Origin of the sequence: Streptomyces sp. SID13726, assembly GCF_010548375.1 — a bacterium.
GTDB lineage: Bacteria > Actinomycetota > Actinomycetes > Streptomycetales > Streptomycetaceae > Streptomyces.
Window position 1 is genome coordinate 1 of record NZ_JAAGLY010000003.1, and the last position, 24,473, is coordinate 24,473.

At 68.5% G+C, this 24,473-nt stretch carries 20 protein-coding genes and 1 pseudogene; 14 read left to right on the top strand and 7 right to left on the bottom strand.

Annotation, left to right across the window (positions count from 1 at the left end; genetic code table 11):
• A pseudogene (locus G3I78_RS51765) lies at positions 1–153 on the bottom strand (MBL fold metallo-hydrolase); the annotation flags it as partial.
• Between the two features lie 312 nt (positions 154–465).
• Between G3I78_RS51765 and G3I78_RS08005 the strand changes: the two are divergent.
• The 4 genes from G3I78_RS08005 to G3I78_RS08020 all read left to right on the top strand — a co-directional run bounded on the left by G3I78_RS08005 (position 466) and on the right by G3I78_RS08020 (position 5,506).
• Entirely contained in the window at positions 466–648 is a 183-nt protein-coding gene (locus tag G3I78_RS08005) for a hypothetical protein (protein WP_164422150.1), read from the top strand.
• Between the two features lie 60 nt (positions 649–708).
• Complete coding sequence (locus G3I78_RS08010) at positions 709–1,359, top strand: TetR family transcriptional regulator (protein WP_164422151.1); 651 nt, start codon at positions 709–711, stop codon at positions 1,357–1,359.
• Positions 1,360–1,490: 131 nt separating this feature from the next.
• The gene (locus tag G3I78_RS08015) at positions 1,491–3,083 is read left to right on the top strand and encodes an MDR family MFS transporter (RefSeq protein WP_239157700.1); all 1,593 of its coding nucleotides are present in this window, start codon (positions 1,491–1,493) and stop codon (positions 3,081–3,083) included.
• 173 nt (positions 3,084–3,256) lie between these two features.
• Positions 3,257–5,506, top strand: a complete 2,250-nt coding sequence (locus G3I78_RS08020; RefSeq protein ID WP_343243675.1) for a LuxR C-terminal-related transcriptional regulator — start codon at positions 3,257–3,259, stop codon at positions 5,504–5,506.
• A gap of 471 nt (positions 5,507–5,977) precedes the next feature.
• On the opposite strand, the gene G3I78_RS08025 is transcribed toward G3I78_RS08020, so the two are convergent.
• The 4 genes from G3I78_RS08025 to G3I78_RS08035 form a co-directional block, all read right to left on the bottom strand.
• On the bottom strand, positions 5,978–7,138 hold the full coding sequence (locus G3I78_RS08025) for a PTS fructose transporter subunit IIC (RefSeq protein ID WP_164422154.1): 1,161 nt from the start codon (positions 7,136–7,138) through the stop codon (positions 5,978–5,980).
• A 238-nt stretch (positions 7,139–7,376) separates the two neighbouring features.
• Positions 7,377–8,597, bottom strand: coding sequence for a hypothetical protein (locus tag G3I78_RS08030; RefSeq protein ID WP_164422155.1), 1,221 nt, complete (start codon positions 8,595–8,597; stop codon positions 7,377–7,379).
• A gap of 196 nt (positions 8,598–8,793) precedes the next feature.
• Entirely contained in the window at positions 8,794–9,216 is a 423-nt protein-coding gene (locus G3I78_RS53140) for a hypothetical protein (protein WP_343243676.1), read from the bottom strand.
• Positions 9,102–9,671: a hypothetical protein gene (locus G3I78_RS08035; RefSeq protein ID WP_343243677.1), complete on the bottom strand. Its 570-nt coding sequence runs from the start codon at positions 9,669–9,671 to the stop codon at positions 9,102–9,104. Before G3I78_RS08035 ends, G3I78_RS53140 begins: the two co-directional genes overlap by 115 nt.
• A gap of 324 nt (positions 9,672–9,995) precedes the next feature.
• On the opposite strand from G3I78_RS08035, the gene G3I78_RS51770 reads away from it, so the two are divergent.
• The 3 genes from G3I78_RS51770 to G3I78_RS08045 all read left to right on the top strand — a co-directional run bounded on the left by G3I78_RS51770 (position 9,996) and on the right by G3I78_RS08045 (position 10,868).
• On the top strand, positions 9,996–10,166 hold the full coding sequence (locus G3I78_RS51770; protein WP_239157701.1) for a hypothetical protein: 171 nt from the start codon (positions 9,996–9,998) through the stop codon (positions 10,164–10,166).
• A 25-nt stretch (positions 10,167–10,191) separates the two neighbouring features.
• A complete protein-coding gene (locus tag G3I78_RS51775; RefSeq protein WP_239157724.1) occupies positions 10,192–10,341 on the top strand; it encodes a carboxymuconolactone decarboxylase family protein in 150 nt (49 codons plus the stop codon).
• Between the two features lie 188 nt (positions 10,342–10,529).
• Positions 10,530–10,868, top strand: coding sequence for a hypothetical protein (locus G3I78_RS08045; protein ID WP_164422156.1), 339 nt, complete (start codon positions 10,530–10,532; stop codon positions 10,866–10,868).
• A gap of 3 nt (positions 10,869–10,871) precedes the next feature.
• Here G3I78_RS08045 and G3I78_RS08050 read toward each other — a convergent pair whose 3' ends face one another.
• Complete coding sequence (locus G3I78_RS08050) at positions 10,872–12,365, bottom strand: GMC oxidoreductase (protein WP_343243678.1); 1,494 nt, start codon at positions 12,363–12,365, stop codon at positions 10,872–10,874.
• A gap of 673 nt (positions 12,366–13,038) precedes the next feature.
• Here G3I78_RS08050 and G3I78_RS08055 point away from each other — a divergent pair.
• Positions 13,039–18,573, top strand: a complete 5,535-nt coding sequence (locus tag G3I78_RS08055) for a type I polyketide synthase (RefSeq protein ID WP_343243679.1) — start codon at positions 13,039–13,041, stop codon at positions 18,571–18,573.
• A gap of 97 nt (positions 18,574–18,670) precedes the next feature.
• On the opposite strand, the gene G3I78_RS08060 is transcribed toward G3I78_RS08055, so the two are convergent.
• Complete coding sequence (locus G3I78_RS08060) at positions 18,671–19,519, bottom strand: SDR family NAD(P)-dependent oxidoreductase (protein ID WP_164422159.1); 849 nt, start codon at positions 19,517–19,519, stop codon at positions 18,671–18,673.
• A gap of 100 nt (positions 19,520–19,619) precedes the next feature.
• Between G3I78_RS08060 and G3I78_RS08065 the strand changes: the two genes are divergently transcribed.
• From G3I78_RS08065 to G3I78_RS08090, 6 genes are all read left to right on the top strand, one after another.
• Positions 19,620–20,231, top strand: coding sequence for a CGNR zinc finger domain-containing protein (locus G3I78_RS08065; protein WP_164422160.1), 612 nt, complete (start codon positions 19,620–19,622; stop codon positions 20,229–20,231).
• A 191-nt stretch (positions 20,232–20,422) separates the two neighbouring features.
• Positions 20,423–20,830 (top strand): barstar family protein, encoded by a 408-nt coding sequence (locus G3I78_RS08070; RefSeq protein ID WP_164422161.1) that lies wholly within the window; start codon positions 20,423–20,425, stop codon positions 20,828–20,830.
• A 47-nt stretch (positions 20,831–20,877) separates the two neighbouring features.
• Positions 20,878–21,537: a response regulator transcription factor gene (locus G3I78_RS08075; protein WP_164422162.1), complete on the top strand. Its 660-nt coding sequence runs from the start codon at positions 20,878–20,880 to the stop codon at positions 21,535–21,537.
• A gap of 60 nt (positions 21,538–21,597) precedes the next feature.
• Positions 21,598–22,296 carry a response regulator transcription factor gene (locus G3I78_RS08080; RefSeq protein WP_164422163.1) on the top strand — a complete coding sequence of 233 codons (699 nt, stop codon included), beginning with the start codon at positions 21,598–21,600 and terminating at the stop codon, positions 22,294–22,296.
• An 11-nt stretch (positions 22,297–22,307) separates the two neighbouring features.
• The gene (locus G3I78_RS08085; protein WP_164422164.1) at positions 22,308–23,003 is read left to right on the top strand and encodes a response regulator transcription factor; all 696 of its coding nucleotides are present in this window, start codon (positions 22,308–22,310) and stop codon (positions 23,001–23,003) included.
• A gap of 107 nt (positions 23,004–23,110) precedes the next feature.
• Positions 23,111–24,469 (top strand): hypothetical protein, encoded by a 1,359-nt coding sequence (locus G3I78_RS08090; RefSeq protein WP_164422165.1) that lies wholly within the window; start codon positions 23,111–23,113, stop codon positions 24,467–24,469.
• The last annotated feature ends 4 nt before the right edge of the window (positions 24,470–24,473 follow it).

Below are 24,473 nucleotides of genomic sequence, written 5' to 3' on the forward strand. Positions count from 1 at the left end.
GTGGGCCGCAATCACCGTACCCACGCCCAGGACGGCTGTCGCGGCGGCGGCACCCTGCCCGGTGAGGGACAGGGGCCGGCCGTCGAACTTGGCCGGGACCCGGGCCGCGCCCGCGTGCAGGACGGCCACGTCGATACGGGACACCCTGCGGGAGAATGAACCGGTAGCTGCTCGGTGCTTCGCGACACAGCCGCCGACTCGGCCTCCCCTTACCAGCCGGGGGTGTGACGGCCCAAGCTGTGTGATCCCCGGCCGACCCCATGCGGCGCAGGCCGAACCAGTCGACCGACGTGATCAGTACGAGGCCGACGGTTCCGAGGGGGAAGCACACGGTGAACCGCGACTCGGCGGGCAGGCCCGGCGGGTCGGACAGGTCCTGGAGACCAGAACCTTGGTAACCACCGCACTCCCGATGGCTCCGCCAGCCGACCGGGCGATGGAGTGGACACCGTTACCGAACGGCGGGTGAAGAACGTGATCGCCGCCGATGCCTGCCGAGATCTTCTGCGTCCCGTCCGCTCCTGGATGCAGGCACGTGGCGCCGTGGACACTCTCGACGCCGGGCAACGCGCGACGCTCCACGGCCTGCTGGAGAAACTCCGCCCGGCGATCGAGCGCGGCGGGTCGCACGCGTGGGCCGAACCCTGACCACCTCAAGGCGGATCCGATCGCCACTTAGGCTCCCCCGGTCCCGGTAACATCATCGACATGGTGGGCAAGAACGTCCGGACCGAGCGGGTCCGAGCGACCCGGGAACTCATCCGGACCACAGCGGAGCGACTGTACGCCGAGCACGGCGTGTACGCGGTCGGCAACCGGCTGATCAGCGAGGCTTCCGGGCAGGGCAACAACGCCGCGGTCGTCTACCACTTCGGCACCAAGGCCGACCTGGTACAGGCGATCACCCGCCATCACGCCGAGCGCCTTGAGTCCATCGCCGAAAAGCGACTGGCCTCGATCGGCGACTCCCCCGAACTACGGGACTGGGTGGGCTGTCTGGTGCGGCCGATGCCCGAGCACCTGGCGCAGCTGGGCAGCCCCACCTGGTTCGCGCGCTTCTGCGCCCAAGTGATGGCCGACCCCGCTCTCCACGAGATCCTCGTCGGGGAGATTCTCGACACCTCCGCATGGCGGCGGATCCTGGAGGGCCTGCACCGGCGCCTGCCCGAACTGCCGGCCGAGGTGCGGGCGGAGCGCACGGCGATGACCCGACACGTGATCCTCCAGATGTGCGCCGAGCGCGAGCGGGCCCTCGCCCTGAACACGCCCACCCCTCGGGCCGGATGGCACGACACCGCCACCGGGATCGTCGACGCGGTCGTCGGACTGTGGATGGCACCCGTCACCCGCGAGTCCTGAGCACTCGAAGCCTGCGGATCCATTCAGAAGATCCAGCAGTCCCTCTCATTTGAATCAATCGATTGACTTAGATTTACGGGCAGAGCGAGTGCGGTGCCCCGCACCCTCATTTCGCGATGTCAGGAAACAACTTGAGCAACTCGACTCCCGCCCTGGCGACCAAGGACCGGGACGCCGCCACCGTTCCCCCTCGATTCGGCCTGGTGTTCGCCGCCCTCATGGCCGCGATGCTGCTGGCCTCCCTGGACCAGACCATCGTCAGCACCGCTCTGCCGACGATCGTCGGTGAGCTGCACGGTGTGCAGCACATGGCATGGGTGACCACCGCCTACATCCTGGTGGCCACGATCGCCATGCCCGTCCACGGCCGACTCGGCGACCTGATCGGCCGCAAAGCCCTCTTCCTCGGAGCCATCGGAGTATTCCTCGCCGGTTCCGTGGTCGCGGGCACGGCGCAGAACATGACGATGCTGATCATCGGCCGCGGCATTCAAGGACTCGGCGGTGGTGGGCTGATGATCACCTCGCAGGCCATAGTCGCTGACCTCGTGCCACCGCGACAACGCGCACGGTACATGGCTCCGATGGGCGCGGTCTTCGGCCTGTCCTGCGTGGCCGGACCGCTGCTGGGCGGCTGGTTCACCGACACAGTCGGCTGGCGTTGGGCCTTCTGGATCAACCTGCCGGTGGGCGCGCTGGCCCTCGCCGTCAGCGCGTCCGCTCTGCGACTGCCGCGCCGCGCTCTGCGGGTGGCCCTCGACTACCGCGGCTTCGCGCTCATGGCCACTGCCGTGACCTGCACAGTCCTGGTGGCCGACTGGGGCGGCACGGACTACAGGTGGTCCGACCCTCTCATCCTCGGCATGACCACTGGCGGCCTGCTGGCCTGGGCACTCTTCTTCCTCTCACAGCACCGCGCGGAGAAGAGCTCCCGACGCCGCGCGGCTGAGCCGGTGATTCCGCTGTGGCTCTTCCGCAGCCGGATCTTCGACATCGCCACACTGATCAGCCTTCTCGTCGTCGGTGCCGGGATGTTCGCAATCGTGGGCTACCTGCCGACATACGTGCAGATGGTCTACGGCGTCGGCGCCACCGAGTCCGGCCTGCTGCTGCTCCCGATGGTCGTCGGCATGTTCCTCACCGCAGGACCGTCCGCACGGATGATGAGCACCGACGGGCGCTACAAGATCTTCCCGATCGTCGGCACCGCTCTGGTCGGAGTCGCCGCCACACTGATGTCCAGCATGGACACGGCTACCTCGCTCGTCCTCGTGTGCGTCTACGCCTTCGTCCTGGGCGCCGGTCTCGGGCTGGTGATGCAGCCATTGGTCCTGGCCGTGCAGAACGACTTTCCCCGCTCCGCGGTGGGCACCGCGACCTCCGCCAACAGCTTCTTCCGCGAGATCGGTGCCACGCTCGGCACCGCGGCCGTCGGCACCGCTTTCACCCACCGCCTGACCGACCGGCTGGGCAGCGTCGCCCCCGGCACGTCCGCCAACACGTCGTCCCTCACCCCGGCTCTGGTTCGCTCCCTGCCGGAGAAGGCTCAGCACACGGTGATCCTGGCTTACCAGCAATCCCTGACACCGGTGTTCCGCTACCTGGTTCCCGTCTTCGTACTCGGCTTCCTGCTCACCCTCGTACTCCCGGAGAAGCCACTCACCGCCGGCACGGCGGACGACACTCCCGAAGCCACACGCGATGGTGTCCCGACAGTGGTGTAGGCCGAAGGCCGCCGCAGACACACACCTGAGCCCGTCGGCACGAGGGGGCTAGCTGTTCACCTTATTCTGGTGATAATCCACCTTGGCGTGGATGGTCGGTAATGCCCAGCGTGTGGGTCAGCTGTAAGCGCTTGGGCGTGATTCCGGGACGACGGGAGGCGACGAACGTGGCCGTGGCGGCTTCACGATTGGGAAACCTGCCCGAGGCCTTCACCACGTTCGTGGGCAGGCGGCACGACCTGGCCGAGGTCCGCCGCGTTCTCGGCTCGGCACGGCTGCTCACGCTCACCGGCGCAGCCGGCGTGGGCAAGACACGGCTGGCGCTCGAGGTGGCGGCCGCGTCCCGCAAAGCCTTCCCGGACGGCACATGGCTGGTGGACCTGGCGCCCGTGAGGGACGCTTCGGCGGTGGCGGGCGCGGCCGCTACCGCCCTGGGAGTCCCGCACCTGGATGTCCAGCAGCTTGCCCGGTATCTGGCTGGGCGCCGGTCACTGATCGTGCTGGACAACTGCGAACACCAGGTCGACGCCTGCGCCGACCTGGTGACCATGCTGCTGTCGGGCGGGCCGGAGGTGCGGGTGCTGGCCACCAGCCGGCAGACGCTGGGCATCGTCGGCGAACACGTGTACACCGTTCCGGTCCTGTCGGTGTCGGACGAGGCGGTCGAACTCCTGCGGGACCGGGTCACCGCCGTGCGGCCGGAGTTCCGGATCACCGACGCGAACTGGGACACGGTCAGCAGGCTCTGCGCAGCGCTGGACGGATTGCCGCTGGCCATCGAGCTGACCGCGTCCCGGCTGCGGACGCTCACCGTCGAACAGGCCGCAGACCGGATGGAGGACCGCTTCGCGTTGCTCACCGGCGGCAGCCGGACCGTGCGACCGCAGCAGCGCACCCTGCGCGCGGCGATCGACTGGAGCTACGAGCTGTGCTCGCCGACCGAGCGGCTGCTGTGGAACCGGCTGTCGGTCTTCGCCGGCGGCTTCGGCCTGGACGCTGCCGAGGATGTCTGCGCCGGAGAGGGCGTCGCCCCGCACGACGTACTGGACCTCCTCGACCGGCTGGTCGTCCAGTCCATCGTCCTGCCCACCGAGGAAGAGGGCATGCCGCGCTACAGGCTGCTGGAGACCATCCGCGAGTACGGCAAGGAACAGCTCGCCGGGTCCGGTGAGGAGGAACGCCTCCTGAGGCGGCACCGCGACTTCTGTCTCGCCCTCGCCACACGGATCGCCGACGGTTGGTACGGCCCGGGCCAGGAGAAGGCACTGGCCCGACTGCGAGTCGAGCACGCGAATCTGCTGGCCGCACTGGATCAGGACGACGATCCGCAAGCCTCGCTCGCCCTGGCCGGAGCGCTGCGCTATCACTGGTGCGTCGGCGGCTTCCTCGCCGAGGGTCAACGGCGGTTGGAGCGCGCGCTCGCCGCCGCGCCCGAACCCACCCCGGCGCGCGCCCGCGCGCTGTGTGCCGCGGCGTGGGCGGCTCTTCTCCAGGGCGCGTACGCGGCAGCCGACCGATGGCTGGCCGAGGCCGGGGAACTGGGCGAGCGCCAGGACGATCAGGTGGTGCGCGCGCACGTCGTGGGCCTCCGGGGCTCATTGCTGTCGTTCCAGGGACGCCTACCAGAAGCCATACAAATGTTCGAGAGGGCGATCGTGGCCCACACCGCGGCCGAGGGAGAGGCCTCGGCGCTCTTCGACCTGTTCCAGCTGGCCGCGGCGCAAACGCACCTGGGGCACTCGGGCGCGGTGAAGATCGCCCGGCGGGCGGTCGCGCTGGCGGAAGCGCACGGTGAGCGGTGGGCGCGCGCGCACGCGCTCTGGATGGTGAGCCAGGACGCCTGGACACGCGGCAACCCGGAGGAGGCCCTCGCGGTCATCCGGGCCGCACTGGAGATCGAGCGGGGGTTCGACGACCCGCTCAGTACCGCGCTGATGCTGGAGTCGCTCGCCTGGATCACCGCCTCCCTCGGGGAACATGAAAGGGCCGCACGCATTCTGGGCTCCGTCCTCAAACTGTGGCGTGATCTGGGCGCGGACGACGCCGCGTTCGGTTCGCCGCCGTCCGAGGACCGGACGCGGTGCGTGGAGTCGATCGTACGAGCGCTCGGTCGGGAGGCGTACGACAGGGCGCTCTCGGTCGGCAGCGGCCACGACAGTCCCCGCACGGCGATCGACCAGGCCCTGGACCCCGGCGCCCAACCGGTCGCCCAGGACGCGGGTCCCGATCCTCTGACGCCCCGGGAACTGGAGGTAGCACTGCTGGTGGCTCAGGGGATGAGCAACCGGCAGATCGCCACCCGGTTGGTTCTCTCCCTCCGCACGGTCGACTTCCATGTGGCCAACATCCGCGCCAAGCTCGGCTTCAGGACCCGCACTCAGATCGCCGGCTGGTGGGTGGCCACGCAGGGTCCGGTGGAGTGAGCGCGAAGCGGGAGTCTGGGGCCATCTCGTTCGGGCCGTAGCCTGACCGCTGTCCGCTGCCGGTGGGCGCCAGCAGCACGCAACGGGAGGTGCTGCAGTTCGATGGAGTCGGCATAGAAGATCTACCTGTTGCGACCGGCCACTCCGTCGGCGATCAGGTAGCGATAGGGGCCATTCACCGAAGCCCATGTGACGCCATGCCCAGGTTTCGAGATGATTGACCACGAGCCCAGTGGCATCGGCGGTTGCGTCAAAGAAGATCACCTCTCCGCGGTCGGCGCTCGCGATCGACTACAGACCGTTACGGGTCCCGAATCTCAACTGCGGTTCCAGTGCTCGGTCGCGGGCTGGACCGAGCATCGCCATGGTGGTACCAGGCAGTCGGTCACAGGACCGCCTCGTCGGTATGGATCGACACTGAGCAACGGGCCAGCGATGGGGTTGTCGTCCTGATGTCCGCAGGGAGCAGGTCTATCTGGCCACCAGAATCTTCTTGCGCGTGGCCCTGGCGCTCGCGGTGGTCTTGGCGGGCACGGTTCGCCTGAGACTCTTGAGGGCGAGGACGAGCGCGGTCGTCACGACGATCCCGGCCGCGATCGCGGCGCCGAAGAGCAGTGGCTTGCCGAGATAGCCCGCAGCAAAGACACCGCCGTAGGGGAACTTCAGGGTGCAGCCGAAGGTCATGGTGAGGGCGCCGGTAACAGCGCCGCCCGCCATGGAGGCCGGCAACACCCGCAGCGGGTCGGCCACCGCGAAGGGAATCGCACCCTCAGGCAGAGACGCCACGCCGAACAGCCAGGCAGCCTTGCCGTAGGTCCGTTCGGCCGGGGTGAACATGGAACGGCGCACCGCGGTGGCCAGCGACATGGCCAAGGGCGGGACCATGGAGGCCGTGACCACGGTGGCCATGATGGTGAAGTTCAGGCTGTTCGGTGCCGTCTCGACGCCCGTCGCGGCAAAGCCCATTGCGGTCTTGCCGATCGTCCCGCTGAGGTCGGAGCTGGCCATCAGGCCGAGGACCAGTCCGCACACAAGGGTGCTCCCCCAGGTCAGCGGGGGAAGCTCCTGATTCAGCCACAGCGACAGTGCACTGAACCTCGGTCCGACACCCACGAAGACCACAGCCGTCGTGACCACGGTGGACAGCAGTGGGACGACCGTGATCGAGGCGATGTCTCCAAGCCCGGCCCGAGCCACGAACCGTCGAAGCGCCGACGGGACGGGAATCCGTTGGAGAAGCCTGGTGACCGCACCGGCCGTCACACCGGTGATCAGCCCGATGAGGAATCCCCCCTGGAAACTCATGGCGACGATGCCGCCGATGACTCCGGGTACCAGGGCCGACCGGCCGGCCAAGCCGTAGGCGACGTATCCGGCGACGACCGGTGCGAAGAGGGCCAATGCGCTGATACCGGTGCGCAGCAGCAGTGCGGCCCAGGTGTCGGGCTGGGTCCAGGAGCCGTCGTTCAGCAGGCTTGCCATATCCGCAGTCGTGCCGGGACCGCCTATGGCGAAGCCGAGGACCGTCAGCAGACCGCCGATCACAGTGAGGGAGGCGATGTAGGGGGTACTGGAGGCGAGCCATCTGCCGAGTCTGATACCGATGTGCCCCCCTTTCTCAAGGTTGTCCATGGGGGCTACCGGAATCGTGTGATCGCTGGGGTGATACATGCCAAGCTCCAGATGCCTGAGTCGGGGCTGAGGAAATGGGGTGGGGCGGTACCCGATGAGATGTGGTGGGCCTGGGGTGCCGACATCTGCGTTGTCGGCACCCCGGGCTGGAGCGTCGCGCTACTGCGCTGCTGTACAGAGGCACTGCCACGGTGATCGGGGGAATGCGAGCCGAGTCACGGCCTGTGGATGCAGATCCTCAGTGAGCGCCGATGATGATGTCGGCGTTGAATGCCCTGAGGATTGACCAGGCTCTGATGTTGACCATTCGATTCGCGCCGTTGTAGCCCCAGACGGCACCATGGTGAATCCCCGCTATGGTCGCGGAATCATAATTGGGGTTCGTCTCGAATACGGGCGCACCCGAGTCGCCGGGCTGTGTGAAGTTTCCGTTGCAACTGCACTCGTCGGTTCCACCGCGGTCCATCAGGAAGGCGTCCGTTTGGTCGACGCAGAAGTCCGTACCGAACCATGAGTAGCAGAAACCGTAGGCGCTGTACGATACGGGGTGGCCGCAGTGGTTGTAGGTGGTCCGCCCGCTCACGCAGAGCTTCCGGCCCCAGTACATCCAGTCGGTGTAGCCGGATACCCATTCCTTGGAAGAACTGTCGTGGGTACCGCCGGTCCAGATGGAGCCCGTGTAGTCCTGGCCTCCGATGGTCTCGGCATCGATACTCTGGATCACTCGACTGACGTTGCCGTACGGCTTTCCGGTCGGGGTATGGACACTCTTGTTCCAGTAGTTGCAGTGTGCCGCGGTCACCATGTACTTGTGGCCGCTCGCCTTGTCCTTGACGGCGAAGCCGGCGGTGCACAGGGAGTCACCGTCGATCGCACCGCCCCCGTAGAAGGGGTTGTAGTCAGTGAAGCGGGTGTTGTCCGGGGTGAAACGTCCCGGCTGTACCTCGACCCCGTCCGCGTCGACACGCTGCAGCGAACCCGCGGCCGACTTGGGCGCCTCCAGGTTGACGACCACCTTGTCCTTCGCGCCGTCATAGGCGGCACCGATACCGAAGGTGTGCGCGTCCTTGTTCCACTTGCGCGCCAGGACGGTCTTCTGGACCTGATCCAGTTTCTTGTGAGTGAACTTGCTGACCTTGACGGTGACCTGCATACCGGCCGGAATCTCCGCCCGGACCTTGGCCCTTTCCGCGGCCGGAGTCCCGGCGGGAAGCATCAGTACCGGCTTGGAGTGGGCGTCACCGAAAACGCCGAGCGCGGAGTGCGATCTCGCGACTCTGTCGAGTTCCTTCAGCTGTTCCTGACTTGGATCTACCGATGTTTTTCCGGACATGACCTCCGCCGGCTTCCCGGAAGCAGCGACTGCGGACGCAGTACCCGACGCCAGTGGCACCATGATCGCGGTGGCACTCGCTAGCAGCACCCCGATAAGGCGTCGCGATCTCATGATCGATTTCATTTCATCCCTTTCGACGCAAGGGGCAGCGGTAGCCCTTGTCGAATCAGTGGAGGAAGGAGAGAGCTGTCGGCATCACGCAGGGCGCCGTCGGACATGACGCTCAGGCGTCATGTCCGTCCGATGTGCGTTTGCTGTGCGTCGACGCGACAAGCATCGCGACTTGAGCCGTCTCCGCGGTACCGGTACTTCTACTAGGTCAGTACCTGTTGTCCGGCTCCCCGGGACGGACCGCACCAGCGTTCCCCTTCGCGCCGGCGAGACCCAGCGAGAGAGCGACCCCGGAGTAGAGGCTGGAGGGACTCGACACCACGACTCGTGTCGGGATCACCGAACAGACCGTTCTCTGTACCGGAAGTTCTACGGAGGGCCTGCCCAACCTGCCCCTGCTCGGACAGGACGACCATCGGTCCCCGGCGACCAGACCGGTACTCGGCTGCTCGACGGTGGCCGCCCGGCTCGCCGACAGCCGGTGTCCGTCGTGGGACGCGGTGCCGGGCTCGGCGCTCAACGCGGTGAGCATGAGTCCTGGGTCGTCAGGGATGGGCAAGCCCTCAAGAGCGATGGTGAGATCACCGACGGCAGGATGGTGGAAGCGCTGATGAAGGTGCGATGCAGGCAAACGTCGTCCGCGTCCCAGAACCTGCGGAAATCCGCGTTCCGGGTGGAGAGTTCGCCGTTCAGGTCGCTGAGATCGCGCTTGCAGGGGCCCTGTCCGGCTTCGGTGCGCAACAGCGCTGCGGAAGCCGCCGGCTGGTACTCCGCTTCAGGCATGTGCTCGGCCGCACTCGGGGCGAGGAACTGGAACCGCGCGAGATTGACCGGTCGGGCCGGGTCCTGGAACACAGGCCAGTACAGGGCCTGTTGCTGCAGGGCGGGCCGGATCGGCTGCGTGGAGCGGTGTCGTGCCGGTCGGCGAATCGCGCTCGCCGTAGGGCCCAGGTCCAGGAGGTGGAAGCGCTCGGACTCGTCGAACTGCAGCGCACGGGCCAGGGAGTCCGGGACGGCTTCGGAGACGCCGGAGAGGTTGCCGCGCTCCAGCCGCGCGTAGTACTCCGCGATGACCCCGGCGAGCATCGCGACCGCCTCGCGGCACAGTCCCTTGACCCGTCGCCGGCCGGCGACGGGCAGCCCGGCCTGCTGAGGGGGTGATCTTGCCGCGGCGGCTCATGAGGAACTCGCGGACCTCTCTTCGGCTGTCTCCACGTCGAGGCAGCCAGGACGGTTCGGGAAGCGAGGTGTGCACTGCCATTGCACGTATCAGCGGGTTCTTCCGACCATCCACGACCTGCCGTTTCACCGACACCAGGCGGTCGGCGGACTCAGGCCGGAACACGGTTGAAGCCCTCCGACCGCCGTCTGCGGGAACACGCCCACGCGATGCGGCGGAGAGGAGCCTTGGTGGCGGACGACGACGGGAAGCCCCAGGCGCCACGACGGCAGTTCGGGGACATCGCCCCGCCGCTGGGCTGCTGCACCGAGGACGTCCTGTTCGGACAGGAGTGGGACGACCCTGCCCTGTCAGCCCGGGACCGCGGCATGGTCACCGGTGACCAGCCTGATCACCGGTGACAGCACCGAACAGCTCGCGTTCCTTATGGGCAGGGCCCGGGACAACGGGGTCAGCGACAGCGAACTGATCGCGCTGGTGACGCACCTGGCGTTCTACGCCGGATGGCCCAAGGCGATGTGCGCTCACGGTCGCCTGCGGCGGACATGTCCACCGGCTGCGTCTGGGCCGAGATGATCCACCGCGAGTACGAAGGTCACCGGCGCCCTGCCCGCACCCTCTGACCTCTACGGCGCGCGACGCCTCCACACCTGGATCGGACCCCATGAACCCCCTCGCCGACGCCTCCGCCCGGGCCAGCGCCACCGTCGTCCTGACCGTCCTCGACAAGAGCACTCACCCAGGCCGACCGCCAGGCTCTCGGCATGGTGTGCGACGTCATGGACGAGGACCGGACCGCCCCGATGGTGCGGAGCGCGGTGAACACCTTCGGCAGCCTGGACATGGCGTTCAACAACCCGGACGTCCAGAGCCCGCTGTCGGACGCCGCCGACTGGCGGGCCAGGACTTCGACCGCGTCAACGCCGGACCGTCCTGGCTCTAGCCCCAATTGCAGCGGGCGCTCCGAGGATCCGAGCCGTTGCGGCGGTACGGCTTTCGTGTTCGTGCGGCTCAGTGACGTCGACAACCGGGGAACGGGCGTTCGCCCCGCTCGGTGTCTTCGGCGAGGCCAGACGGACGCCGAGACCCGTCCCTCTCCCTGACCGTCAGAAGAGCCGGCCCACGTCCCCACGCACGATGGCCGCAATGCTGTGCTCGGCGAGCGCCGCGATGGTCAGGGACGGGTTGCAGGCACCCGTGGAACCAGGGATGCGGGCGCCGTCCAGGACGTAGAGGCCACGGTGTCCGAGGACACGGCCGTGGAGGTCGACCGCGCCACCCATGGGTACGCCGCCCAGCGAGTGCCAGGTGGAGGGCGCCTTCGCGTTGGTGTCCACCATCAGGCCTCCCCCCGCCGCCGCGATGGCCTCCATACGGGCCGCGATGAGGGCCTGCAGCGCGGCGTCGGCGGTTGCCGGCCAGGTGAGGACGGCGTCATCCTTGTCCGCGTCGTAGGTCCAGGTGCCGGCAGGGTCCACCACACCGAAACCGACGATGGTCATCAGGGTCTTGCCGCCGGCCCGGGTGACGGGTGCCCCCGCATGGATGAGGGTGAGCGGTATACGGCTGTGGGGGTCATGCGCCCCTACGCAGGCCGGCCCTCCCTGCTGGGTACCGGCATCGCCGTTCGGGTTGATCCAGGCCCAGATCCGGTCTCCGTTGTTGCCCCACTTGGTGCCGACCGCGTCGGGCAGGTCCGGCACCAGTCCCTTGGCCCGCGCTTTCACCAGGAGTCGTGTCGTGCCGGGCGAGCCGGCGTTGAGGAACAGCGCGTCCGTCACGATCCGCTTCTTCTCCTGGACGTCCCCTGTCGTGTCGATGCGGTCGACGTGCACCACCCATCGCTGTTTCCGGTCCAGTTCGATGTCGCGGACGACGTGCAGCGGTGCGACGGTGACCTTGCCGGTGGCCTCGGCCTTCGCGAGGTAGGTCACGTCGATGGAGTGCTTGCCTCCGTTGTTCACACCGAAGGCGATGTCACTGGTGGTGTACGTCGCCTCGTAGCGGCCGTCCAACTCGCCCTGGACATAGGACCAGTCGACGGGCAGCGGCACACGGAACGGGGTCAGTCCCGTCCGGCCCGCCACCTCGGAGAAGAGCCGGGAGGACTTGTACGGGTCCGTGGCCAGGACACTGTCCGGGATGGTCGAGATGCCCAGCATCTGCCTCACCGTGGGATAGGCCCAGCGTTCGAGCTGGTCGTAGAGCCCGCTCGCGACGGGTATCGAGCGGGTGAAGTTCTCCTTCGTCGGCTGAAGGCTCATGCCGTGGTACATGAGCGACCCGCCGCCGACCGCCGCCCCGCAGTTGGCGGTCATGCCCTTGCCCTCGACCGCCTCGATCACTCCGGTGTAGGGCGTCCAGTGCTCGTCGACACCCGGCACGATGCTGTGGTCGCTGAGCCAGGCGGAGCGGTGGTCCATGTCGGCGAAACGGCAGAAGGTCGTGGCGTCGGGGCCGGTGGGCCATCGCATCCCCCGCTCCAGAACGAGGGTGGGTACATCCGCCTGGGCGAGCCGCAGCGCGGTCACGCCCCCGCCGAAGCCGGATCCGATCACCACGGCGCGTTCACGCTGCTCAGTGACGGAGGCAGGGGTCACCGCACCTTGCGCGATTCTCGCGCCGGCCAGTGATCCCGCCACTGCGGTGGCGCCGAGCGCCGTCGCTCCCAACAGTTTTCGACGACTGATACCGGAGGCATGGCGAGCAGGGGCGTCGGGGGACATGGGGGCTCCCGTCAGGGTGGTGGGGGGTGTCTGCATCGAGAGAACAGACTCAAAGGCGCGTATTGCCTGAAACGGCTTTGACGGCCGGGCAAGAGGGACCGTAGCGCAAGGCCCTATACATTCGCCAACGCCTCATGGCGCAATCAAACAAAAGGCAAAGAATGCACGGCCGGGCGAATGGGACTCACGTCGCATTTACAGTTCGAGCAGCCACAAAATATTCACAGTTCAGCCACAGGTTGGACAGAAAAATCCGAACCCGCACACCTCGGGAGGTCCCCCACCACCCGCTGTTCACTTGGCCTCGACTCGACACCACGAAAGCAGATCCCTTAAGGTCCGTCACGTAAATCAATCGATTTAACGGTGGGTTGGCCAGTTCACGTGATTCGGCTCACAGCTGCGGAATCCAGCCGCGCATCCCTCGGCGCCAGAATGTTGGGTACAGATGATGAATGAATTCCGGGATTCCTCCGAGGAAGACAGGGATACGCGTGGTGCGGACTTGCGGAGGAGGTTGGCCGCCCTCTCGCCGACGGCACAGCACGTGGCGTTGCTGGACCTGCTGAAGGCTCAGGTTTCGGCGCTCGTCGACGGTGCGCACGCCACGCCATTCGACGCGCGGGCACCATGGCGACGCCTGGGTGTCTACCGGCACATCAGTGAACAGCTACGGAACCGCCTGGTACAGGAGACCGGCCTGTCCCTGCCCGCTACGATGCTGTTCGACCATCCGGCACCGGACTCGCTCGCCAAACACCTGCGGTCGGCCCTCACCGGAGCCGTCGGTGAGGACGACATCGTCCTGGCTCCGGGATCGGCGGGCACCCACTCGTCCGAGGATCCGGTCGTCATCGTCGGCCTCGGCTGCCGGCTCCCCGGCGGCGTCGACTCCCCCGATGCTCTGTGGCGGCTCGTGGAAACCGGCCAGGACGTCATCGGTGGTCTGCCCACCGACCGCGGATGGGATCTGGACGCCCTGTACGACCCGGATCCGGAGCAGTCGGGTACCGCGTACACCAGGCACGGCGGGTTCCTGGAGGGCGTGGACCGGTTCGACGCCGGATTCTTCGGGATCGGCCCGCGCGAGGCAGCCGCGATCGACCCGCAGCAGCGGCTGATGCTCGAGGTGTCCTGGGAGGCGATGGAACGCGCCGGAATCGACGCTCACACGCTGCGCGGCAGCCGTACCGGCGTGTTCACCGGGGTCTCCCTCCAGGACTACGGTCCCGCCTGGCACGAGGCGCCTCAGGAGGCACAAGGGCAGATGCTCACCGGGAATGCCCTCGGGGTCGTCTCCGGCCGTGTCGCCTACACGTTCGGTTTCGAGGGCCCGGCGCTGACCGTCGACACACAGTGTTCGTCCTCGCTGGTGACCCTGCACCTCGCGGCACAGGCACTGCGGGCCGGCGAGTGCGATCTGGCCCTGGCCGGGGGTGTCACGGTGATGTCGACGCCGAGCATGCTGCTGGAGTTCAGCCGAAAGCGCGGTCTGGCTCCGGACGGCCGTTGCAAGGCGTTCTCCGCAGACGCCGACGGCACCGGCTGGGCCGAGGGCGCCGCCGTCATACTGCTGGAACGGTTGTCGGCCGCTCGACGTCACGGTCACCGCATCCTGGCTGTACTGCGGGCCAGCGGCACCAATCAGGACGGTGCGAGCAACGGCTTGACGGCGCCGAACGGACTGGCACAGCAGCGGTTGATACGGCAGACCCTCGCCGACGCGGGTCTGACGCCGGCGGACGTGGACGTGGTGGAGGCGCACGGCACCGGCACCGCGCTCGGTGACCCGATCGAGGCGAACGCGCTGATCGCCACGTACGGCCGGAACCGCCCCGTCGGTCAGCCCTTCCACCTGGGCTCACTCAAGTCGAACATCGGTCACGCCCAAGCGGCGGCGGGAGCCGCCGGAGTGATCAAGATGGTGATGGCTCTGCACCATGACCTGCTGCCTCGGACCTTGCATGCGGACCGGCCGTCCCAGCACATCGACTGGTCCGCGGGAGCTGTACGGCTCCTGCACGAATCCGCGCCCTGGCCACGCAACCGCCGGCCGCGCAGGGCAGCGGTCTCGGCATTCGGTGTGAGCGGCACGAACGCCCACGTGGTCATTGAGGAGCCGCCGGGGACGGAACCCGATCCGCTGCTGACAGCACTGCCAGTCGTCGTGTCCGCCCGGAGTGACGCAGCACTGCGTGAGCAAGCCGGACGCCTCGCCGCACATCTGGTCGAGCGGCCCGAAGCCGGGCTGCTCGACACGGCATTCAGCCTGGCCGTCCGCACTCGCCTCGAACACCGTGCCGTCGCCGTCGTAGAAGGGCGCGACCAACTGGTGAGCTCCCTGCAGGCACTGAGCGAAGGCCTCCCAGGACCAGGCCTGACGCAGGGCACCGTGGGACCAGAGCTCGCCGACGGGCAGCTCGCCGTGCTGTTCACCGGCCAGGGTGGCCAACGCCCGGGAATGGGAAGGGAGTTGTACGCCGCCCATCCAGCTTTCGCGCGGGCTCTCGACGAAGTGTGCACCCTGATGGACGTACACCTGGAACGGCCGCTGCGTGATGTCATGTTCGCCCCCGAGGGGTCCTCGGATGCGGCGCTGCTCAACGAGACCGCCTATACGCAGCCGGCCCTCTTCGCCTACGAGACGGCGTTGTTCCGGCTCATAGAGTCCTGGGGGGTGGTGCCGGACGTGCTGATCGGGCACTCGGTCGGCGAGTTGACGGCCGCCCATCTGGCCGGGGTGTGGTCTCTGGACGACGCCTGCACGCTGGTCGCGGCGCGCGGACGGCTGATGCAGTCCTGCCGGGCGGGCGGTGCCATGGCCGCCGTGCAGGCGTCGGAGAGCGAGGTGCTCGACAGCCTGGAGGGGTTCGGCGATCGGGTGGTCGTCGCAACGGTCAACGGTCCTGAGGCCACGGTCGTCGCCGGGGACGCGGACGCCGTGGCCGAGGTGGTCGCTCTGTGGCGTGAACGAGGGCGTCGCACAAAGCAGCTGACGGTTAGTCACGCCTTTCACTCGCCGCACATGGACGAGATGCTGGAGTCCTTCCACGAGATCGCCGCTCGGGTGTCACCCCGGCCCGCGCAGCTGCCCGTCGTCTCCAATCTCACCGGCCGCGTCGCGCTGCCGGAGCAACTGGGCTCGCCCGACTACTGGGTGCGGCATGTGCGTGAGGCCGTCCGATTCGCGGACGGCATGAACTGCCTGCACGAGCAGGGGGTGACCGCCTACCTCGAACTCGGCCCTGATGCCGTCCTGTCCGCGCTGGGACCCGGCTGTCTGCCCGCGACTGCAGAAGGTGTCTTCGCAGCGGCCGCTCGGTCCGGACACCCCGAGGAGAAAACCCTCCTGACGGCTCTCGCGCGACTTCACGTCCGAGGTGTCCCCGTGGGCTGGGACCGTCTCTGCTCTGGCGCCACCCAGATCGATCTGCCGACGTACGCCTTCCAGCGCCGACGCCACTGGCTGGAGCCCGCTGCACGGCGAAAGGCTGTTCGAGTCGCTTCGGATCCCGCGAGCCGACGCTACCGGGTCGAATGGCGCCCCGTCGCGCCCTCACCCGCCGCCGAACTGCCGTCGCTCTCCGGTACCTGGCTGGTGCTCACCCCGCCCGCGGGCGCCGACGAGGAACTCGTGACCCGTGCGGCATGGGTCATCGAACGGCTCGGCGGCCACCCCGTGCCGGTACGCGTCGAAGCGGCGGACGTGGACCGCGTTCGTATGACGGAGCTGCTGGACAAGCAGGCGGCCGATGCGGGCGGCGTCCTCGGCGGCGTTCTGTCCTTGTTCGCCCTGGACTCGACCATGAGCCCGACCGCGCAGGCAGTCCCCACCGGTCTGGCGCTCACCTGTGTGCTCGCTCAGGGACTGGCCGACCTTCAACTGGGCGTTCCCCTGTGGTGCGTCACTCGGGGAGCGGTCGCCGCGCAGGACGACGACGTGGTAGGCGCACCCGGTCAGAGCCTGGTCTGGGGCCTTGGCCGCACGCTGGCGTTGGAGCGGCCGAACGGCTGGGGTGGACTGATCGACCTTCCCGCCGTGCTGGACGACGACGCGACATTGTGGCTCGGCGCCGCCCTCGCCACTCCCGACGGCGAAGACCAACTGGCGGTACGCGGCGGCGGGCTGCTCGTGAGGCGCCTGGTGCGCGCGACGGACAGCGCACCCCTGCCAGGCACCGAGTGGCGGCCCCGCGGCACGGTGCTGATCACCGGTGGCACGGGGGCACTCGGCGCGCAGGTGGCCCGCGGGCTGGCGGCCAGCGGCGCCCGGCACCTGATCCTGACCAGCCGCCGAGGCCTCGAAGCCCCTGGTGCGCACGAGCTGGTCGCCGAGCTGTCCGCCCAGGACGTGACCGTCTCCGTCGAGGCCTGTGACGTGGCCGACCGTGAACAGGTCACGCGCTTGGTGGAGTCGATTCCTCACGGCGAACTCTCGGCTGTGGTGCACGCGGCCGGTGTGAGCGGCCGCTTCGCACCGCTGACGGACATGTCCCTCTCTGAGGTCTCAGACGTCCTCGCGGCGAAGATCCTCGGCGCCTCGTACCTCGACGAGGCGTTGGCCGACACCGAGTTGGACGCGTTCGTGCTCTTCTCGTCGATCTCGGCGACCTGGGGCAGCATCGGCCAGACCGCGTACGGCGCGGGCAACGCGTTCCTGGACGCCCTTGCACAGCATCGGCGAGCCCGAGGGCGTACTGCCACCTCAGTGGCCTGGGGGCCCTGGGCGGAGGCCGGTATGGGCGCCGAGGCCGGGATGCGGGACTTCCTCATGCGGCGCGGGCTGGCACCGATGACGCCCGCCGAGGCCACCGCGGAACTGTGGCGGAGCGTGGGCGTCGGAGAGAACACCCTCACAGTGGCCGATGTGGACTGGGATCGATTCCTCCCGCCGTTCACGGCCACGCGGACCAGCCGTTTCTTCGACGAGATCCAACCGCCGACCCCCTCGACCGAGATCACCGCGGCTTCGGCTCCCCGCCTCACCGACCCCCTGCGCACGGTCCGCGCAGAAGCGGCAGCGGTCCTCGGGCACGCTTCTCCCGACGACATCGACCCGGCCCGCCGCTTCCTGGAACTGGGCTTCGACTCACTCGCCTCGGTCGAACTGCGCCGGCGCCTCGTCGCCGCTACCGGGCTGCAACTGGCCACCCCGGTGGTGTTCGAGCACCCGACTCCTCACGACCTCGCGCTGCACATCAGCCAGTTGGCATCAGCACAGCAGCCGGAGGCGAAGACAGCTACTGCGGCAGGTGGAGGGGTGCGTGACCTCTATCGGCGGGCCTGCGAACTCGGCAAGTTCACCGAGGGAATCGGTGTCCTGCAGGCGGCCGCGAAGCTGCGCCCGGCCTTCGCCGACATCTCGGAGTTCGGGCGACCGCAGGACCTGGTCCGGCTCGCCACCGGCGGGCAGCACCCCGTTCTGGTCTGTCTGCCGTCCATGGTCGCGCCTTCTGGTCCGCACAACTTCGCCCGTCTCGCTCTGCATCTGCACGGCAAACACGACGTGTACGCCTTGCCGCTGCCGGGTTTCGGTGACGACGAACCCCTGCCCGCGAGCAGCGACCTCGTCGTGGGGATGCACGCCGAGGCGATCGCCCGGGAACTCGGCGACACTCCTGTCGCGCTCGCCGGATACTCCTCAGGCGGCTGGCTGGCCCACGCGGTCGCGTCTCGTCTCGAAACGCACGGTCTCTCACCGCGCGGCGTCGTACTGCTCGACACGTGGTTCCCGAAGGACGACATCCCGGAGCAGCAGATCCGTGAGCAGCTCCAGGGCATCCCCGTCAACGATCACGCCTTCGCGCTCATGACCGAGGCTCAGGTGACCGCGCAGGGTGCGTACCTGGAACTCTTCGACGGCTGGAAACCGCAGGCCGTCGCAGCACCCGTCGTTCTCATACGGGCCGGCGAACGGATGCCTCAGCGCGCGGAGACCGACCGTGACGCCCCCGAGGGGTGGAGCGTGGAATGGGACTTCGAGCACGAAACGCTCGAGACCCTCGGCAACCACCAGACGATGATGAACGAACACGCGTCGACCACGGCGCAAGCCCTCGGCGAGTGGCTGCGTCGTCTCTGAGACCGGCCGGGGGGCGGACCGTAAGGAGCTCACGGTCCGCCCCCCGGTCTTCTTCGCCTTCTCGACAGGTCACCGGGCCTCTCCGTGAGGCAGGCGACTACCTGTCCACCGCGTCGGTCACCGGCTGCCAGGCGTCGAGTTCCGCGGTGCGCTCCCGCAGCGCGGTGCGCATGCCCTCCGCGCTGGAGGTGCCGAGGGCCAGACGCAGCGGCGGGTTGGGGCTGTCCACCGCGGTGCGGATGCCCTCGGCGATCCGTTCCGCGGTGGAGAACGCGGACGGCGGCAGCTCCCCGATGCCCTTCTGGACCTCACGGACGGTCTGGTCGTAGTCGTCCAGGCCGGCCGCGACATCGAGGTTGGCCAGGAAGCGGGTCGCGGTCATCCCCGGCTGGACGAGCGTGACCTTGATGCCCAGCGGCGCGACCTCCGCGGCCAGCGCGTCCGACAGTCCTTCGACCGCGTACTTGGTCGCGGCCAGCAGTCCCACGCCGGGATGGGCGGACTGACCGTAGACCGACGAGCCTTGCAGGATGTGCCCGGACCGCTGGGCGCGGAGCACCGGCAGGGTCGCGCGGAGCACGTTGAGCACACCGAAGACGTTGGTGTCGAACACGGCACGGACCTGAGCGTCGGAGGCCTCCTCGACGGCTCCGAACAGCCCGTAGCCGGCGTTGTTGGCCACGACGTCGATCCGTCCGAACCGCCCGAGTGTCTCCTCCACGGCGTCCCGGACAACCCGCTCGTCACGCACGTCCGCCTGGATGAGGAGCAGTCGCTCGCCGTACCTCTCGCCCAGATCGGCCAGGGAGGCGGTGTCCCGGGCTACGGCGGCGACGGCTTCGCCGCCTTCGAGCGCCCGGAGTGTCAGTTCGCGGCCGATGCCGGACGTCGCGCCGGTGATCAGCCATGTGCGGGGGTGGTTCTGCTGGATGCTGTTCTCATTCATGTTGCGACCATAATCAGTTAGCTCGCAACATGTCAATCAAGAGTGCTCCTGATGTTGCCTGTTACAAGAGTTAGAGCATTCAGCCATGTAAGGTGGGCCCATGAGCAGCGCCACAGCCGGATCCCCCGGAGCCAGTCCGCGTACCGTCACACCGGCGGTGGACACCGTCCTCGCCTTCGTGAACACGCGCGCGGACGGTGCGGGACGGCGGGAGCTGTTCGGGGACGGGGGCTCTTTCGCGACGTGGCTCGCAGAGCACTACGAGTTCGGCGGCGAGACCGTCGTGACCGACGCGGACGCCGCGGTCGCGCGCGAACTCCGCGATGCCCTGGTGACCCTGCTGCTCGCGCACTCGGGCGACGAGGAGAGCCTGGGTGAGCCATTGCGCGACGCCGAGCGGCACCTGCGGCGCGTGGGTTCGCTCTACCCTCTGGCCACGATGGTCACGGCGGCCGGCGTCGAGCTGGCGTCACCGCAGGCAGGGGTGCCGCGCGTGTTCGGGACCGTGCTGGCCGCGGTGACGACCTTCGCCCAGAGCAGTGACTGGGGCCGCGTCAAGGCGTGCCGCAATCCCCCGTGCCACTTCGGATTCTTCGACCGCACGCGCAACGGAGGCGGCCTGTACTGCAGCACCGGATGCGGCTCCCAGGTCTCCATGCGCAAACACCGCCGGCGGAAACGCCAGGAGGGCGAGACACCGTCCGGGGGCTGACCCGGGAGGAGCCCCTGGGCCGGAGTTGTGTAACAGCCGTTCATCGTTTCCCAGGGCGACCTGTGATGCGGCCGCAGATCCGTTGAGACACACGGTTGCTGTGATGCGGAGGCTGACAGGGCCAGCGCGACGCTTCAGTCGCGCGCCACCCCGATCAGCGCCCCCTCCCGACACACACCGACCAGGACATCATGAACATCACCGCACCATGGGTTCGGCCGCTGCCCGACCTAGACGCCGTTCCCGCGTCGGCGCACGAGATCCGCGGGACGTACTGCCGCACGACCATCGATCTGTTCGCCGAGTGGAGCACGGTACTCGGCTTCCCCGAGCTGTTCGCGCACAGCTGGGACTCGCTCGGGAAGTGCCTGCGCCACGTCACCGAGGACGATGACACGGGCCCCGTGACGCTCGTGCTCCACAACGCCGCGCTGCTCCTGGAGGACGAGGACCCGGACCAGCTGCGCGCTCTGCTGGAGGTCCTCGACTCGGTGGACTTCGGCCTGCTCCTCGTGGACGACTCCACGGACGATCTACGGCGACTCGCGCACCGGATGGCCGAGGCAGGCTTCGACACAGAGCTGCTGACCGAGGAGTGAGCACCGGGCGTACGTCCACGACCCACCCTTCTGGAGAAGCACCCCGTATGACCACCGTCCTCGTCGTCGGTGACCGGCACCCCCGGCACCCCGGCCTGCGCGGGCTCCTGGACGCCCAGCACGACATGACCGTCGTGGGGAAGGCCGCCGACGGCGGCGAGGCCGTCCGGATGAGCGCCGAACTCCGCCCCGATGTCGTCGTGTTGGACGTCCGCACCCCGGGCATGGGCAGCGTCGAGGCCACCCGCCGGATCACCGAGTCCGACAGCCGCTCCCGCGTCCTGGTCCTGACCACCCCCGACCACGGGGAGTACGCGTACGAGGCCCTGCGCGCCGGAGCCGGCGGGGTCTGCCTCAAGGACGCCCGTCCCGACGAACTCGTCGGCGCCATCCGCGCGATGGTCCTCGGCGACTCCGTCGTCTCCCCTGGTGTCACCCGCGGACTCATCGACGCCCACACCCGACCCGCCCCCGGCGGACGCGCCGTCGCGCAGGAGCACCGGCTCGCCCAACTGTCCCCGCGCGAACGCGAGCTCCTCACCGCGCTGGCCATTGGCGCCACCGACGAGGAGATCGCCGGTCTCCTCCGTCTCACGGGGGAGACCGTCAAGTCGTACGTCGGCCGCGTCCTCACCGCGACCGGCGCCCGCGACCGCGTGCAGGCGGTGATCTTCGCGTATGACGTCGGCCTCGTCAGGCCCGTCTGACCCCACCCCCCAGAAGACCCCCGGAAGCCCTCAGATGACCTCGGACACCGGCACGCCCACATGATCACCGTTCTCGTCGTGGACGACCAGGCGCTCAGACGCCTCGGGCACCGACTGCACCTGGAGTCCCAGCCGGACGTGACCGTCGTGGGCGAGGCCGCCACCAGCCAGGAAGCGATCAGCCTCGCGGCCCAACTGCGGCCCACCGTCGCCGTGCTGAGTGCCCATCAGGACTTCACCGACAGCCTCGGCGCGATCCGTGGCCTCACGACGTCAGAGGAAGCCGCATCATCCCGCCCCCGCCCCCGCATCCTGCTCCTGGCCACCACCGCCGATCACGCCCAAGCCTGCGCCGCGCTGGCCGCGGGCGCCGACGGCTTCCTCCTCCACGACGCCCTCCCGGAAGAACTGACCGCGGCGGTACGGGCCCTCGCCGCCGGGCATGCCATGATCTCGCCCGTTCTCACCCGCGCGCTCATCGACACCGTCCTCCAGTACGCGCCAACGTCCGTACAGAACTGCGAGTTGGGCACTCTCACGGCACGCGAACGTGAGGTGCTGACCGCCGTCGCCACCGGGGCGAGCAACTTCGAGATCGCCGACCATCTGTCCATCGCGCGCACCACGGTCAAGTGCCATGTCAGCAGCATTCTCACGAAGATCGGTGCCCGCGACCGCGTCCAGGCCGTGATCTTCGCCTACGAGACCGGCCTCGTCCGTCCCACTCCCCGCCACCTCGTCGGCGCCGACCACCCCTGAGGACAACTCCCTTGCGCATCCTGCTCGTCGAGGACGACCGCGGCACCGCCGACGCCATGCGACGCGGTCTGACCCGCTACGGATACGACGTCACCTGGGCGGCGACCGGCCGGGCCGCGCTCGCCGCGCCCGAGCCCGACCTGGTCCTGCTGGACCTCGGGCTGCCCGACCTCGACGGGCTGGACGTCTGCCGGGAGTTGCGGGCGCGCGGCGATGTGCCGCTCATCATGATCAGCGGACGCGACAGCGAGACCGACAAGGTCGTCGGACTGGAACTCGGCGCGGACGACTACCTGGTCAAGCCGTTCCTGATGCGCGAACTCGTGGCCCGGGTACGGGCGGTGCAACGCAGACGGCGGGGCGAGCTCGCAGCCGGCACGGCCTCGGAACCCGGTGTGTACGGGCGGCTGACCGTGGACCGGCGCGCACAGCGTGTCCTCCTGGACGGTGCCGAAGTCGCCCTGCGCCCCAAGGAGTTCGCCCTGCTGGCCTTCCTCACCGACCGCATGGGGGAACTGCTCCCCCGGGAGGCGATCATGGCCGCCGTCTGGGACAGCAACTGGTTCGGCTCCACCAAGACACTCGACGTGCATGTGTCCACGCTGCGCGGCAAGTTCGGCGAGGTGCTGCGGATCGAGAGCGTACGCGGCGTCGGCTACCGGACGGACGTGGGCCCGCTGCCGGACCACCCCGAAGCCCTTGTGTAACAGCGGCCCATCGATTCCGATCGGCGGCGGAGACGCCAGGGCCGGGGCACCGTTACACCTCCTTGGTTTCTTGGTGGCCGTTCCACTTCCCACCGAAACGAGAAGCTGTGCGTACGAGAGAGAGCCTGACCAGGCTGGCGCTGACGGCGACGGCCACCGGGCTGCTGGCGTTCGGCGCGCCCGCCGTCGCCCTGGCCACGGCCACCACCGGCCCCGCCACTGTCTCCCCAGCCACCGGCGATCCCGCCACCCCCACCACCAGGACCGCCGTCGTCGGCATCCCCGACAAGAGTCCGATCAGCCCCTCCCAGTGGTCCGAGGTCGGCAAGCTCGCCCAGCGGCAGCACGCCCTGGACACGCTGTACGACCAGAACACCAAGAGGCCGGTCATCGTGGTCCCCGCGGACGCGCCGAAGACCGTCTCCACCCTGTCCACAACGGACGACTCCGGCGTACGGCCCGAGATCAAGGTGAGCCGCTTCACGACCAAGGACATCGACCGGATCTCCGGCCGGCTCACCTCCCGCACCTGGGACAAGAACGCCGTCCGGTACGGATTCGCGGTCCTGTACGACGGCGCCAGCGACAAGGTCGCCCTTCTCTCCGACGCGCCCAAGGACGTCACCGACTCGGCGAGCAGGACCGCGCCCGGCGCCATCGAGGTGCGGCAGGGCAGCGTTCAGGCCGCCTACACCCGGTTCACGGACTCGCCCGCCTTCTACTCCGGGCTCTCCATCGTCAACACCAGCGGCAGCCAGTGCACCGGGGGCCCCGCCGTGTGGTCCTACCCGGACCGCAACGAGCATCAGACCGGCGAGATGCTCACCGCCGCGCACTGCTCCAAGACCGGCTCGATCATGCACAACTACGAGTGGAGCCGGAACTACGTCGGCACGGTGACCCACCGCGACACGGAAGCCGACGTGGAGACGCTGTCGTACAACCGCTCCCTGGGCAGTTCCGCCTGTCCGTTCCACAACCGCTGCTACAGCTACAACATGTACACGGGGGCGAGCTCCACCAGCCAGACCCAGTCCTCGGTCGTGGGCTGGGAGATGCCGGTGGCCGGGGACAACGGCGTCCACGTGAGCGGTCAGACCAGCTTCCAGTGGGGAGGCAACGTCGTGGTGCAGACCACCGGCGTGCACATCTGCTACGCCGGGACCGACGTCTGCCTCCAGCACGGCGGCTTCCTGATGCGGCACTACAACATGGGCTGGGACAACAAGACGGTCCAGCAGGGCGACTCGGGCGGGCCCATCTACGTGGACACCGTCTACCGGGACCGCAGCCAGCCCGTCACCAGCCCGGTGAACGCCATGGGCATCATCTCGGGCTTCATGACGACCTGTGACCACTGCAACGGGCAGATCACCAGCTACAGCATCGGCGTCGACATCGACACGGCGCGCCGCTACGGCGACACGGACACGGTCATGACCATCCGGAACCGCAACACCCCCTAGCTCG